The sequence below is a fragment of the Ekhidna lutea genome (assembly GCF_900188325.1).
In the GTDB taxonomy this organism is placed as follows: domain Bacteria; phylum Bacteroidota; class Bacteroidia; order Cytophagales; family Cyclobacteriaceae; genus Ekhidna; species Ekhidna lutea.
In genome coordinates, this window is the sequence record NZ_FZPD01000003.1 from 248,169 (window position 1) to 264,116 (window position 15,948).

At 39.8% G+C, this 15,948-nt stretch carries 9 protein-coding genes; 6 read left to right on the plus strand and 3 right to left on the minus strand.

Features of this window, described 5'->3' with window-relative positions; genetic code table 11:
• Positions 1–2 precede the first annotated feature (2 nt).
• Positions 3–1,565 carry an OmpP1/FadL family transporter gene (locus tag CHB71_RS08885; protein ID WP_089356564.1) on the plus strand — a complete coding sequence of 521 codons (1,563 nt, stop codon included), beginning with the start codon at positions 3–5 and terminating at the stop codon, positions 1,563–1,565.
• Here the strand turns inward: CHB71_RS08885 and CHB71_RS08890 are convergent.
• The 3 genes from CHB71_RS08890 to CHB71_RS08900 are packed head-to-tail and all read right to left on the minus strand — an operon-like array spanning position 1,555 to position 3,664.
• Positions 1,555–2,028: a shikimate kinase gene (locus CHB71_RS08890; RefSeq protein WP_089356565.1), complete on the minus strand. Its 474-nt coding sequence runs from the start codon at positions 2,026–2,028 to the stop codon at positions 1,555–1,557. The two genes, CHB71_RS08885 and CHB71_RS08890, sit on opposite strands and share 11 nt — an antisense overlap.
• Positions 2,025–3,119: a BT_3928 family protein gene (locus CHB71_RS08895; RefSeq protein ID WP_089356566.1), complete on the minus strand. Its 1,095-nt coding sequence runs from the start codon at positions 3,117–3,119 to the stop codon at positions 2,025–2,027. The genes CHB71_RS08890 and CHB71_RS08895 overlap by 4 nt, the downstream gene beginning before the upstream one ends.
• Entirely contained in the window at positions 3,116–3,664 is a 549-nt protein-coding gene (locus CHB71_RS08900) for a DUF1599 domain-containing protein (RefSeq protein ID WP_089356567.1), read from the minus strand. Before CHB71_RS08900 ends, CHB71_RS08895 begins: the two co-directional genes overlap by 4 nt.
• A gap of 31 nt (positions 3,665–3,695) precedes the next feature.
• Between CHB71_RS08900 and folP the strand changes: the two genes are divergently transcribed.
• From folP to CHB71_RS08925, 5 genes are all read left to right on the plus strand, one after another.
• Entirely contained in the window at positions 3,696–4,529 is an 834-nt protein-coding gene (gene folP / locus CHB71_RS08905) for a dihydropteroate synthase (RefSeq protein ID WP_245811241.1), read from the plus strand.
• Entirely contained in the window at positions 4,526–5,404 is an 879-nt protein-coding gene (cdaA, locus tag CHB71_RS08910; RefSeq protein WP_089356568.1) for a diadenylate cyclase CdaA, read from the plus strand. Before folP ends, cdaA begins: the two co-directional genes overlap by 4 nt.
• Before the next feature lie 300 nt (positions 5,405–5,704).
• Positions 5,705–7,399: a tetratricopeptide repeat-containing sensor histidine kinase gene (locus tag CHB71_RS08915; protein ID WP_221406695.1), complete on the plus strand. Its 1,695-nt coding sequence runs from the start codon at positions 5,705–5,707 to the stop codon at positions 7,397–7,399.
• Entirely contained in the window at positions 7,396–8,094 is a 699-nt protein-coding gene (locus CHB71_RS08920) for a LytR/AlgR family response regulator transcription factor (RefSeq protein WP_089356570.1), read from the plus strand. The genes CHB71_RS08915 and CHB71_RS08920 overlap by 4 nt, the downstream gene beginning before the upstream one ends.
• Before the next feature lie 98 nt (positions 8,095–8,192).
• Entirely contained in the window at positions 8,193–15,884 is a 7,692-nt protein-coding gene (locus CHB71_RS08925; protein ID WP_089356571.1) for an FG-GAP-like repeat-containing protein, read from the plus strand.
• Positions 15,885–15,948: the final 64 nt, after the last annotated feature.

Consider the following 15,948-nt stretch of genomic DNA (forward strand, 5'->3'; position numbering starts at 1 on the left):
AAATGAAAAGTAAACTCACAATACTCTTACTTTCTATTTTCGGATGTTCAGTTATATCCAATGCTCAGTATTTCGAAGATGCTTACCGTTTTAGCAATACGAATTATAGTCTTGGGAGTACGGCAAGAATGCAAGCCGTTGGAGGTGCTCAGATAGCGCTGGGCGGAGACATCAGCTCAGCTGTTTCAAACCCTGCAGGTCTGGGGTTCTTTAATAAGAGCGTCTTTGTGTTCAGTCCATCGCTGGATTTTATTAGTGCAGATACGGATTATTCAATTATCAGACCGGATGAGGTTATCAATGCGCCAGGGTCAGATTTGACTTTTCGTAATAATTTTAATTTCTCGAATATTGGGACGGTCATCAATTTTGGAAAGGGTCGATTTACGGATGATAAATTTAAAGGAGGGTCACTTGCCATTTCACTTAGTAGAAACAATACGTACCACTTATCCAGAACATACGAGGGTGAGAATGGATTTAACTCCATCGTTGATAATATTTTGCAAGGGGCAGGTTCGAAAAGCTTAAATGAGTTAAGCGAACTAGAATATGCAGCTTTTGATCAGTTTATAATCAACCAGTATGAAGACGATCAGGGAATTTTCTACACCTCCAATGTGGGAGGCTTTCCAATTCAGAGAGAAACCATTAAAGAGCGAGGTTCTCACTATCAGTTAAATATGGCCTGGGGCGGAAACTATGATGATCGCCTGTATTTTGGAGGAGGCATGGGAGTTCAAATATTAAATTATAAGCAGAATAGATCTTATGAAGAATTCGACTTTCTTCAGGATGGATCGGATATGGACTCATTGAATGCCATTTTCATTGACGATGAAATCAGAACAAGAGGTGCGGGAGTGAATTTCAATGCAGGCGCCATTTACAGACCCGCTAGCTTTCTCACAGTCGGTGTAAGCTACACATCACCTTCTTTTCTTTCATTAGATGAAGAAAGCTTCATTGATCTTGAAGCAGATTGGGATCCGGGCTCTACATTCACAGAGGAAGTGGATGGTGAGACAACCACTTACGATTTGGCAAACATAGATCCATACAGGAGCAATCTTTTTGTTAATACCTATCGGTTAAGAACGCCATCAAAAGTGGGGTTGGGTGCTTCAATGTTCATTGGGAAAAGTGGCTTTCTTTCTGGAGATTTAGAGTTTGTGAATTATGGCAATGCCAAACTCAACTCCGATGATTTCTCAACCTCTCAGGACAATGATGACATTAAATCCGCTTACGAATCAGTGGTGAACATACGAGTGGGTGGCGAGTATAGATTTGATAGTTTCAGGTTACGCGCGGGATATGCCTATTTTCCCGATCCATTTAAAGACACTAACCTACAAGACAGAACCAATATAACCTTTGGTTTTGGATACAGAACATTTGATTATTTCCTTGACTTTGCCGTTGTGTCGAGCATTTCTCAGCAGCAAGCAGTTCCCTACTTTTTAGACCCGGAAACAGTTCCGGAAGACTTTGCAGGACAGCCAGTCGCCACCTCGGATATTCAAAATACCACTGTAACTGTTACGTTTGGATTCAACTTTTAAAAACCGCTATTAATTCTTTGTATTTCTGAATGGTATGGTCAGCTCGTCTATACCATTCTTTTCTTTGGTCCAATAAGTTCTCCAGAGTATTGGTCTTCATTAGTGGACGGGTGGTATCCTTTTCAATTCGCATTTGAATTTCTTCGATAGGGGTGTTGATGTAGCAAATCGTTCCAGCTTTTTGCATGACCTCCATATTGTCAAAAAAACAAGGAGTACCACCACCTGTTGCCATCACAAACGAATCAATTTCATTGATCACTTTTTCCAAATGATATTTTTCGAGCTGTCGAAAATGAGCTTCTCCTTTCAACTCAAAAATTTCTCTGATTGAGCACTTTTCAGCCTTCTCAATATCCTGATCCAGATCTACAAATTGAACTCCCAGATCAACCGCCAAATCCAAACCCAAGGTGGTTTTTCCAGCACCGGGCAGTCCGATTAAAAAGATTTTTTGGCTCATTGCCTATTCAGTATTTCGATTACGTCATCGGTCAACGGCGTGTCATTGTAGTGCCATTTGGCAAGAACAGTACCATCTTTCAAAAGCAAGACACCAGGATTTGAACGCACCATTGTTTTAAGTACAGTAGCATCCGCAAAAAAGTAAGGTGCCGCCAGTTGATTCTGGTGTCTGAATGCCTCAAACTTCTCATAGCCTGATGAAGTAAGTATCCAAGTATCAAACCTTGGATTATCAAAGGTTAAGTTTCTCAATCGGTCAATTTCATCAAGTGAAGTCTTTTCAATTTGATGAATGATAATAACCAGTTTAGTTCCAGTCAGTAACTCATCGGTATAATCATCATCATTCTGCCATACGTTTAAGTCGGTGATTTTGGCAGCCGCTTCCGGGTTCATCAGCCTGGCTTCCTTGTATTCATAGCCACCCCCAGATGGGTAGTTTTCAAACTCGATGGTTTCACCATCTTTTTCCATGACGTACACATATTTCAATGGCTCTGAATTCTTCATCAACGTAGGTAGATGATTGCCTACTTTGTATGCTCTAAAGTCAATAAATGGCAAATGAGCGATGGCGTAAATAGCCAGAATCAACATGACTAAAGTTGTTCCAATAATTTTCACCTCCTGCAACATCGGACCTAACATCGGCTTGTAGCTATCCTTTTTCCAGAAAATAACTCCGATGAGGACAAGCAGAATGATGTCTTTGTAAAATGATTCCCATGGAGTGAGCTTAATCGCATCGCCGAAACATCCACAATCGGTCACTTTATTGAAATAAGCTGAGTAGAAAGTAAGGAAGGTGAAAAAGATGATCATGGCCAGTAAGATCCATGATGTAATACGCATGCGGTAACCGACAATAAGTGCGACACCTAATACAACCTCTAGCACACTTAAAAAGACGCTTAAGAAAAGTGCTGCAGGTACAAACCATTCAAAAAAAGGTGCGATATCAGCCGCGAAAACCTGAAAGTATTCTTCAAGTTTGATGGCTGTTCCTACCGGGTCATTGACTTTAATGATCCCTGAAAAAATAAAAAGCGCACCTACTGCATAGCGTGCAAATTCCTTTAAGATTTTCATGATTTTCCTTCTTTCAATTTAATCAAACAAAAAACCGAGTAATTGATCATGTCCTGGTAGTTGGCATCAATTCCCTCCGAGATAAGTGTTTTACCTGCATTGTCTTCAATTTGCTTCACTCGCATCAATTTCATGAGAATAATGTCCGTCATTGAGCTCACTCGCATTTCCCTCCAAGCTTCTCCGTAATCGTGATTTTTAGCGGACAAAAGATTTCTAGTGTCATCAGCAACTTGATCATACATAGGTTCCAACTTGGCAAATGGAATTTCCATGTCTTCGGTTCCATTCAGCTTCATTTGGATGACGGCTATGATGCAGTAGTTGATGATTCCAATAAACTCATTGCTGATGTCTTCACCCACTTTATTCTCTCCCTTATCCTGGATGGACCTAATGCGCTGCGCTTTGATAAAAATCTGATCGGTAATGGATGGCAACCTTAAGATTCTCCAGGCAGTCCCATAATCTTTGGTTTTCTTCTCGAAAATCTCTTTGCACTCAGAAATGATTTCTTTGTATTGCTGTTCAGTTTCCTGTCTCATGTAATTTTACTGTCCAAGCAAAACTAATCCATTGAGCCCCAAACATACCATCAATATTGGAGGAGAAATTATTGATCTTTCGTCACCTAAGGTGATGGGGATTATCAATGTAACTCCGGATTCTTTTTTTTCAGGAAGTAGAAAAACAGCTATTACTGAAATATTGAAATCAGCTGAAAACATGTTGAAAGAGGGCGCTTCTTTCCTTGATATCGGCGGCTACTCATCAAGGCCCGGAGCGGAGGATATTGCCATAGAGGAAGAATTAGAACGGGTCATTGAACCCATTGAATCAATAGCTAAAGAATTTCCTAAGGCCATTATATCCATAGACACATTTCGGTCCGAAGTAGCAGAGAAGGCAATTAGTTCGGGAGCTCACCTGGTCAATGATATTTCAGCAGGGAAACTCGATGCTGGCATGTTATCTGCTGTATCAAAGATAGGTGTTCCTTATATCGCCATGCACATGCGTGGAACTCCACAAAACATGAAGGAGTTAACTAAGTACGACGACCTTCTTCACGAGGTGATGAAGTATTTTTCATCCGTTATTCATGATTGCAACCAGTTGGGGATAAAGGATGTCATAATAGACCTGGGGTTTGGATTTGCAAAAACCGCCGATCAAAGTTTTGATCTTCTGAATAAGCTGGATCATTTTCACCACCTTGATCGACCGTTGATGGTAGGTATTTCGCGCAAGTCCATGATCTACCGAACACTTTATTCGACCGCTGAGGAAGCATTGAATGGAACAACGGTACTAAATACCGTAGCTTTGTTGAAGGGCGCAGCAATACTACGTGTGCACGATGTGAAGGAAGCTGTCGAGGCAATAAAACTTGTAAATGAATTGAGTTGATTTTAGCGTTTCAAATAGGGTTTTTAGATATAAGCTGGAAAGATGTGTTAGACATCCTTCTGGTGACTTTCCTATTAGCTCAGGTTTACAAACTCATGAAAGGAAGTGTGGCCATCAAAGTCTTTGTGGGCTTCCTCTCAATTTATTTAATCTATTTAGTTGTAAATGCCCTCCAAATGGAGCTCTTAAGCACCATTTTGGGACAGTTTATGGGAGTGGGGGTACTGGCTGTGATTATCCTATTCCAACAGGAAATCAGAAAATTCCTCTTGCTGGTAGGGCGTACCAATATCTTCGAAGAAGGCAACCTCATTAAGAACCTTAGATTTTGGACGCAGAACGGTAAGACCAAGCGAGCTAACATCACTCCGATTGTCGAAGCGGTTAAATCGCTAGCTGGATCTAACACCGGAGCTTTGATTGTGCTATCTGAAGATTCTCCTCTAAAATTTTATGCAGAGTCAGGAGATGCGATGGACTCACTGCTTTCCAAACGCCTCTTGCTCGCTATCTTCAACAAATACAGCCCACTTCATGATGGGGCAGTGATTGTCCACAAAGATCGAATTGTTGCTGCACGCTGTATTCTTCCGGTTACGGAAAGAGATGTGCCCGCTCAGTATGGCTTAAGACATAGGGCTGGCCTTGGTATGTCTGAAAACACCGAGACATTTATTATTGTTGTTTCTGAAGAAACCGGTCAAATATCTGCCATGCAAAATGGAGAAACGATGCACAACATCTCGGCTCAGGAACTTAGACGTCAAATCAATAAATACCTCAACGAGCCAAAAGAACTAAAGAAAGAAAAGGAGAAGAAGGAGAAAGAAAAAGAAATCAGCTCCGAGGTTGAAGTGAAGGAAGAGGTGGCTTAATTACCCGAAAGACTCCTTCTATCAAATTTCATTTCGCTACAAAAAACTACTACTCTAAGATAAATCGATAAAATTTTTCAAATTCAGTATCTTAACTGAATGTCCAGAGTTAGTTTTCTTTTTTTATTCACTCTTAGTGTCCACGCCTGGGCTCAAGATCTGAATGAGATTTCTTCTCTGCATTCACAATTAAATGTCGCAAAATCTGATAGTCTTCGCTCGTTTCTACACAGTGAAATCTGCTATCAATGGTGTGGGATTAATTTCGATTCTGCGATGTATCATGCGCAGAATAGTTATATGTATGCAAAGAGTTCAAGGAGTCCAAAATTAATTGGTCTGGGTCTGACAAGTATTGGATGGGTGTTTGATTACGACTATCAGTTTGATAGCGCAATACATTATTATACCAAATCATACAGCTATGCTTTACAACACGAGGATACCAAACGAGTTGCGACCTCTTTGTTCAATGTTGGGGTAGTCTTCTATTACAAGGGGCAGCTTGATTCGGCGTTACATTATTATCTAGCTTCAAAACCAAAATTTGAAGCATTAAATGATGAACCAAATTTATCTCGGCTTTATAACAATCTAGGACGGATTTATGAGAAAACGAACCAACTAGAGCACGCACTTGAGGTATCCAGAATCTCAATTCAAATCAAAGAGAGTTTAGATGATACAAAAGGTTTACTTAATACCTATACGAATATGAGCTCAATCTTTCAGCGGCTGGATCGGTATGACTCTGCACTGGTGTATTCAAATAAGTGCATTAATAAGGCAAAGGAGGTAGGGGACTTGTCCGCTTACAAATCTGAGCTTGTAAATGTGGGAATTATCTACAAGAACCTTGATAACAATAATAAAGCAATAAGTGCTTTCAAAGAAGCAGAATCACTTAAACTGGACAAAGAAGATCCTTATGTTTTATCTCAAATTTATCATAATCTCGGGAAGTTTTACTTCGACCAAAATGAGTTCAGCAACGCTGATTATTATGTTCAAAAAACAAGTGAAGTTCTATTGGAAGAAAAATATCTTGAGACCGCCTTAAAGCACTATCATTTAGATTACGCATTGAATAAACAGAAAGGCAAAGCTCCTGAAGCACTTAAGAGTTTGGAGAAATATCAGGAGTTAAACGAAAGGTACATTACACAAGAACTAGTCAATCGGACAAGTGAGTTGGAACAGCTTTATCAGAAGGAAAAAAGGGAGTTAGAGATAGAGACCTTAAATGCTGAAAATCAAATTCAAAATCTTAGAATAGAAAAAAACATAAGGGATCGAAACGGATGGATCATACTTTCAGTCCTAGTCTTTGGGATTACTTTATTGCTGTATAGACTCTATCATATCAAACAAAAATCATTGAATGAAAGAGAGATCCTATTAAAAGAAATCCATCATCGGGTTAAAAACAACCTACAGGTAATCTCCAGTCTTTTAAATCTGCAGGCAGATTCCCTTGAAAGTGAAATCGCAAAAGATGCAGTGAAAGAGGGGCAGCATCGAGTTAAGTCAATGGCCTTAATTCATCAAAAACTCTATTCTGCCGATGATGTCAGAGGTGTTGATGTACAAGATTATTTGGAAAGCTTATCAAAAGAATTATTTAAAGCTTTTGGGGTGGATGAGGAAAAGATTAGTTGGGAGATTAACACAAACGGACTGAAGCTCGATATTGATACCATCATTCCCTTAGGACTGATCATTAATGAGTTAATTACCAATTCCATTAAATACGCCTTTGCTGACACAGATCAGGGATTACTGAAGATTGATATGCTTGAAGACGGAGATAATTTAAAGGTTGTGATTGCCGACGATGGAAAAGGAATGGATGAGGAGCATATCCAACAATCGAATGCCTTTGGGTGGAAGATGATTCAGTCACTAAGTCGCAAATTAAAAGCGGAGATAAATGTTAATTCTGAAAATGGAACCAAGGTGAATCTTTTACTTTCTAGATATAAGTTAGTCGCATGAGTGTTTCTGTTTTAATAGTTGAAGACGAGCCTTTAATTGCTGATGATATTGCACTTATTTTAGAAAGGGCAGGCTATGACATCTTTGGTATACAAGACAATGCTGATGATGTAATACGTTTATTAAACCAAGATAAACCCGATATAGCACTTCTTGACATTAATATTGAGGGTGAAAAAGATGGTATTCACTTAGCCCACCTCATCAATCAAAAATATCACATTCCTTTCGTCTTTCTAACATCTTATTATGATAGAAACACCTTGGCTCGGGCCAAAGCAACCAATCCTGGCGGTTACGTGGTGAAACCATATGATGAAGGAGATTTGATTGCGAATATTGAGTTAACTCTTTCAAAAGGGCATGCAAAAAATGATATTCCAAGTGATAAAGTTTTTGTTCGAAACCAAGGACAGCTTCAAGCAGTTGATCCATCAGAAATCCTATATGCTGAAAGTGAAGATAACTACACTAAAATCTTCATTGAAGATAAGAAGTTGGTAGTAAGCCATACGTTAAAAAGCGTGGAGGAGCAATTAACTCCATTCGCATTTATACGCATTCATAAGTCGTACCTTGTCAACTTTCAAAAGATCACTAGCATCCATGAAGGGTATGTGTTCATCGAAGAGATAAAGATTCCAATTGGAAGAGCTTATCGAGAAGACTTCCTTAAAAGGCTGGCTATACTCTAATCGTCGTTTACTTAATTCTTTTTGTCGATCACTAAAACTGGTTTTATTATGAGAAATAAGTAAGGAATATTCATGGCCTAATCAAACTCATTGCTGCCATGAAACGATCATCAATACTTCCTTTTTTAATATTTCTTATTTCCCACTTTTCTTATTCTCAATTATTAATAACAGGTGTTGACCCATCTGCAAATAGTACGTCGCTCGCAGTTGACGGGAATATCTCAGTAACCTTTAGTGCGGCGATTGATGGAACAACACTTTCCGGGAATATATTCTTGCGCAGTGAGCACAGCGGTTTGCTTTCATTTACTACCAGTGGTAGTGGCACAGCGACGATTACCATAGATCCGACAAATGATTTTCGATCTGGGGACAACATATTCCTTACAATAACGGATGGAATTATGAGCACGCTTGGTGAATCACTTAATAAAGGACAAACTTTTCGATTTAATTCGACGGTCGACCCTGCATATGAGAATCCTCCCGTTTTCGCTCGGAATGATATATCAACATCTAGCTCTCTTGGATCAGCAATCGCAGTAGACCTTGATAGCGATGGCAATATGGATGTGGTTAGTGCTACATCCTCATTAACCTGGTTTCAAAATGACGGGAGTGAAGGTTTTAATCAAATTTCACTATTAACCGCTTCGAATATACTTCATGGGTTACATCCCTCTGATCTGGATAGCGATGGTGATATGGATATTGTTGCTTTTTCTGTCACTGGCGATGAAATAATGTGGTTTGAAAATGATGGATCTGAAAATTTCACAGAACATTCAGTGATTACATCAGCGGACGGAGCGTATCATGTCCACGCAGTGGATATGGATGGAGATGGTGATGTGGATATAGTTGCTGCTGTTGAGAGAGAAGGAATATTTTGGTATGAAAATGATGGAGCAGAGAGCTTTACTGAAATCGAAGTAAATACTGCAGATGTATCCTGGCCACACGCTGTAAGTGGTATCGACCTGGATTCTGATGGTGATATGGATATTGTCTCAGGTTCATGGGCAAATGATAAAATTGCCTGGCACGAAAACGATGGATCTGGAAACTTCACATTCAATGAAATTTCAGCAAGTGCTGATGGTGTGTGGTCAATATATACAATAGATCTAGACGGTGATGATGATGTCGATGTTCTATCAGCTTCATGGTATGATGATGAAATTGCTTGGTATGAGAATGATGGAAATGGAAACTTTACTACGCATTCGATTTCAACTAACGCCGATAAAGCGTACTGGGTACATGCAGCTGACTTAGATGGAGATTCGGATATCGATGTTCTTTCCGCTTCCGAATCTGACAATAAGCTTTCATGGTACGAAAATGATGGTAGTGGAAACTTTACGGAAGTTCTAATTACAGATCAACTTAAATCAGTTGGTTTTGTATCAGCAATCGATTTGAATGGTGATAATAGAATGGATGTTCTATCATTTTCCAGTGCTGATAAAGATATTGTTTGGTATGAAAACAAAACCAATTCAACCCCTCAACTAGATAATCCAATTCCCGACCAGTCAGCGACTGCTTTTCTTTCATTTTCCTACACGTTTAATGAAGATGTCTTTAGTGATCCAGACGGAAGTCATTTGATGTCATATTCAGCAACCCTAAGTGATGATTCAACACTCCCCTCTTGGTTGTCTTTTTCCGGACCCGAAAGGAGATTTTCGGGTGTCCCAGGCTCAGAAGATGGCGGTATAATCACAGTTAAAGTGACAGCAGAAGATCCTAATGGGGCTTCCGTGACTGATGAATTTGATATTACTGTTACAGTTCCTACGCTCATGTCTATTTCATCAACAAGTCCGGCAGTTAACGAAAATGGGGTTTCAAGTACCTCTACCATTCAAATAGAGTTTAGTGAAACCATTGCTTCCGGAACAGTTAATGATTCCAATATTGTAATTAGAGGTAGTCTAACCGGAGTTATCAATGGAAATTTTTCTGGTGGCGGAACGAATACTGTCACATTTGACCCTACCAATGATTTTAAAAAAGGTGAACTAATAACCATCACAATTACTGCAGGACTGGAGAGTGAAAGTGGAAGCATCCTTCAAGGAGGAAAAAGCTTTTCATTTCTTGCAGCTTCAGGTACTTCTCCTACATCACCAGCTTTATTAGTTGAGGAGGCTACCTTAAGTGCTAATTCAAGCGCTGAAAAGATAGACGCTATAGATTTAGATGGAGATGGTCATATTGATATTCTAGTTCCTATTACCAATTCAAACAGAATTGAATTTCATAAAAATGATGGCGCTGGTAATTTCACTTCTTCGGATATATCAACGGGATCATTTAATGCTCGAACAATTTTCGTGGATGATCTTGATTTGGATGGTGATCTTGACATGCTTGTCGGTGCAACCAACAACACATTGGCCTGGTTAGAAAATGATGGGTCTGAAGGTTTCACAAGTCATACTATAGACACGGATTTTTCCTCCATTCGATCGTCAATATCTGGTGATATGGATGGTGACGGAGACATTGACATTCTTGTTGCATCACAGCAAGACAATACTGTATCCTGGTATGAAAATGATGGTGGTCAAAACTATTCCAGACATGAAATCACAACCATGCTGACCTGGACGTACAATGCTAAAATGGCTGACCTAGACGGTGATCTAGATATCGATGTAATAGCCGGGTCTAGACTTGGTCAAGATGAAATTTACTGGTATGAAAATGATGGGGGACAGAACTTCACAGAACACACGGTCAGTCTTAATGCCAATGATGTTGATGAGATTATTCCAATAGATCTTGATGGAGATGGGGACATGGACGTTGTGGCTGCTGAACGGACTGATGACGAGGTAATGTGGTATGAAAATGATGGGGATCAAAACTTTACTCCAAGAACCATTTTTAATACTACCAATGGGCCCATTTCAGTAGAAATTGCTGATCTGGATGGAGATGGAGATTTGGATGTGATAAGTGGTTCAGATATTGATAATCAAGTTATTTGGCACGAAAACGATGGGAATGAGAATTTCACTTCGTTCATGATTTTTGAAATGGAAGGCCATGATATTGAAGCAGCTGATTTTGATGGTGATGGCGATCTTGATATCGCAAACATTTCTGATGCTGAAAATACACTGAAGTGGGCCAGGAATAAGTCAAATACAACTCCGACGGTTGAGAATTTTATAGATGATCAGAACGCTATTGGAGGTATTACTTTTTCTTTCACCTTACCGGGAAACATCTTCAATGATGTTGATGGTAATCATTTGTTAAGCTACCAGGCAACACTTTCAGATGCATCACCGCTTCCATCATGGTTGTCTTTTGATAGTGAAACATTGCAGTTTTCCGGCACGCCAAGTACTGAAGATATTGGAACTATTACCGTTAAAGTGATCGCATCAGATCCTGCAGGGGCCAGTGCTGAAGATGAATTTGATATTGAGGTAGCTCAACCACCAATCCTAGCAATTCTTTCTACCTCTCCAGCTAGAAACGAGAATCACATCTCTACTACAGATAATATCGTAATCAATTTTGATGCTAATGTTGAAAGCTCAACACTCAATACTTCCAACATTATAGTTCGGGGGGAAGCAAGCGGTTTGATGGACGGTGCTTTTTCTGGAGGAGGAACATCAACAATTACTTTTGATCCTGATAATTCATTTATTGTTGGGGAACGTGTTCATGTGCTTATAACAACCAATATTGAGGGAACCGGGTCCGAGGTTGTTGCAGTACCACATGTTTTCAGTTTTACGGTTGTATCAGGATCTGCAGCCGCTCTTTTTGTTGCCCAAGATCCCATCGAATCCAGTTTAAGTCTTCCTACTTCAGTACATATCATTGATTTAGATGGTGATGGGAATTCGGATGTTCTCTCTACATCGCGAGACGGTAAGATTAATTGGTATGACAATAATGGAGTACAGTCATTTTCCACAATAACACTATCATCTGCAATAAATGGAGCCAGAGACCTTTTTCCTTTAGATCTGGATAATGATGGTGATTTGGATGTTGTTACAAGCGCAGAAGATGATGGTAAGCTATTATGGCTTGAAAACAATGGTACTGAGTCATTTGCTGTTAATACAATTGCACAATCACTTAGTGGTATTAAAGGTGTCTACGCGATAGACATGGAGGGGGATGGTGATCTGGATATAGTATCTGCTTCGATTTTCAGCCTTGATTGGCATGAGAACGACGGCAATCAAAATTTCACCACTCATGATCTTGGATCAACCGGGAATAGTAGAACAACTTGCTATGCTGCGGACATAGATAATGATGGTGACATAGATATCATAGAGGGTTCAAGTTCTAAATTAAGTTGGTTCGAGAATGATGGAACACAGTCGTTTACGCAGCATGATTTACCATTTACAATAGGTGCTGCAGGGGATGTTTTTGCAATCGATTTAGATGATGATGGGGATATGGATATCGTCTCCGCAGAACGAATTGATGATGAGGTGGTATGGTATGAGAATGATGGAAACCAGTCCTTTTCAGAGCATATTGTAAGCAATGATGCTGATGAAATATATGCAATTGTCGTTGCTGATTTAGATGGAGATGGGGATATTGATATCGCATCAAGTTCTAGTTCTGATGATAAAGTGGCTTGGTATGAAAATGATGGTACAGAATCGTTTTCAACACATATTATTTCACTCTCCTCTAATGGCCCAAGGTCTCTATTTTCTGGAGACATTGATGGAGATGGAGATTTGGATTTGGTATCAGGAAACTATGACGGCAATAACATTATTTGGTATGAGAACAGAGCAAATGAGTCGCCGGTTTTGGAAAATGCAATCGTAGATCAAGTGACTAATGAGGACGAGGAATTTTCATTTAGCATACCAACAAATACGTTCGATGATCCTGATGGAGATGAATTGACTTATGATGCAGAATTATCAGATGGTTCATCGTTACCCGACTGGTTAATATTTAACGGAATATCTGGCTCTTTTAGCGGAACACCAGAACAAAACGATGTTGGAACACTAACATTGAGCATAACAGCTTCCGACGGACTCGGTGGGGAAGCCACCGATGAGTTCAGCCTCGAAGTAATCAATACCAATGATGCCCCCATACTTGAAAATACAATAGTTGATAGGAGTGCTGTTGCATTAGAAACTTTCGAGTTTGTGGTCCCTTCAAACACTTTTTCAGATGAAGATGGCGATGATTTAACATTGTCGGCAGAATTGACAGATGGGTCTCCATTACCGGAGTGGCTATCTTTTACAAATAGCACAAACACTTTTAGTGGAACTCCAGGTAATGATGATGTTGGGACAATAAGTATAAAAGTAATTGCTGATGATGGGAATGGTGGAAGCACGAATACTGAATTTGACATTGAAGTTTTATTTACAAATCAAGATCCTGAAGTATCAAATGCAATAGCAGATCAAAATGCTTCTGAAGATCAGGAGTTCACATTTATATTTGATATCACAACATTTTCAGATCCGGATGATCAGGAGTTGACCTATGAGGCCTCCCAAGTGGATGGCTCTGACTTGCCTAATTGGCTAACATTTACCGGCGCTGAAAGAAAATTTGTAGGAACGCCAGCGCAATCTGATGTTGGTGAATTGCAAATTCGCGTGGTTGCAGCAGACCCGGCTGGGGCGAGTGTTTTTGATGATTTTATAATTGTTGTTTCAGCCACCAATGATGCGCCTGTTCTTTTAAAAGGTATCGCAGATCAGACCGCCTTTGAGAATGAACTATTTACATTCACGCTGGACGAAGAAACATTTGATGATGAAGATGGTGATGCACTGAGCTATTCTGCTCAACAAACTGATGAATCGGATTTACCTGAATGGCTTTCATTTGATGATGTAGAACTGACTTTTTCGGGAACGCCAAGTGTGACTGATGCTGGTACGATAACAATTGAGGTGACTGCTTCAGATCCATCTGGAGAAAGCGCAAGTGATGTTTTTAATGTTGTCGTCGAGTTAGTGAATGATGCACCAACAGTTTTAAATCCTATTGCAGACCAGGAGGCTACTCAAGGAAAGTTTTTTTTCTTGGAATTCGCAGAGAATACATTTGTTGACTTGGATGGAGATGAGCTTACCTACACCAGCACATTATTAGATGGTTCGCCATTACCAGAATGGCTAACATTTAGTGGAATCGATCGCACGTATAGTGGTACACCTTCTTCAGATGACGTAGGTTCAATATCTATTCTTTTGACTGCTGCTGACGGTAATGGAGGAACTGCGCAAGACACGTTTGTTATTGAAATTATTGCCTCTAAAAAAGATCAAACCGTATCCTTCGAAGAAATTCCGGAAAAAACATATGGAGATGATTCATTTGAATTAAGCGCTTCAGCAAGCTCCGGATTGACGGTTGTGTTCTCAAGCTCAAATGAAAGTGTAGCCACTGTTGAAGACAATTTAGTTACACTTCATAATGCTGGAACGACAACCATCTCGGCTTTTCAAGAGGGCAATGAAGAATTCAATGAAGCGATAAGTGACCAGATACTAATCGTAAGAAAGGCAGCTCAAACCATCCAGTTTGAGACAATATCTGAAAAAAGCATTGATGCCCCTGATTTCTCAATAGCGGCAACAGCTTCATCAGGTCTGGAAGTGTCCTTCACCAGTTCTGATCTGAATGTGGCCACCATTACAGGAAATGTCGTCTCAATAGTTGGTGAAGGAACAACAGTTATAACTGCGTCACAAGAAGGTAATTCCAACTATAATGCTGCGCCTGAAGTAGAACAAACACTGAGTGTAACAGCATCAAAACAGTCACAAACCATAACTTTTGAGTCAATAGATGATAAAACCTTTGGAGATGCTCCGTTTGAGCTTAATGCGTCAGCATCTTCAGGTCTAACTGTTTCTTATGTAAGTTCCGACGAATCGATTGCCACTATTTCAGGCAATGAAGTTACCATTGTAGGGACGGGAGTTACAACAATCACTGCATCGCAGGCAGGAAATGGCGATTTCGTAGCTGCTGAGAATGTAAGTCAATCATTGCTTATCCATAAGGCAACTCAGACTATCACTTTTGATGCAATCGAAGATAAAGTGTTTGGAGACGCACCTTTTTCTTTATCAGCCACAACTTCATCAGGCTTGGCGATATCCTTTGTAAGTTCTGATGAATCAGTTGCCACTATAACTGGAGATCAAGTCTCGATTTTAGCTGCAGGAAATGTTACGATTACTGCTACTCAAGAAGGAAATGCAAATTATGAGACTGCTTCAGATGTAGCGCAAGAATTGGTCGTTGCAAAAGCAAACCAAACCATCACTTTTGAGACTATTGAAGACCTCTCCGTTGGGGAAACAATCAATCTTTCAGCTACTGCCTCTAGTGGATTGGATGTTTCGTTTGAGGTTGAAGGTCCTGCATCACTAGACGGTAATAGCCTTTCCGTTTTAGATGAAGGAACAGTGACAATTACGGCTTCACAATTCGGGAATGAAAATTGGAATGCGGCTGAGTCAGTAAATCAGATAATTGAAATTACAGAAACAACTCTCGGAATCTCTAATGAGTTAATCTCAGCGTATCCTAATCCTTTTATGAATGTCTTATATCTGGACTATCCGGAACCAGTAGACATTCGAATTTATTCTTTGAATGGATCTGAAGTAATATCCAAAAAAGCAGTTAAAGTTCAACTGGATTTGAGCTCGCTTGATGAAGGAATGTATGTTTTGGAGATAGAAAGCTCCAATGAAATTACACGAATGCGAATAAAGAAAGTAAACTAAGGCAGCTCCTACTTACTTGTTGAGTAGGACATAAAAAACGGCTCCAAGGGAGCCGTTTTGTTTT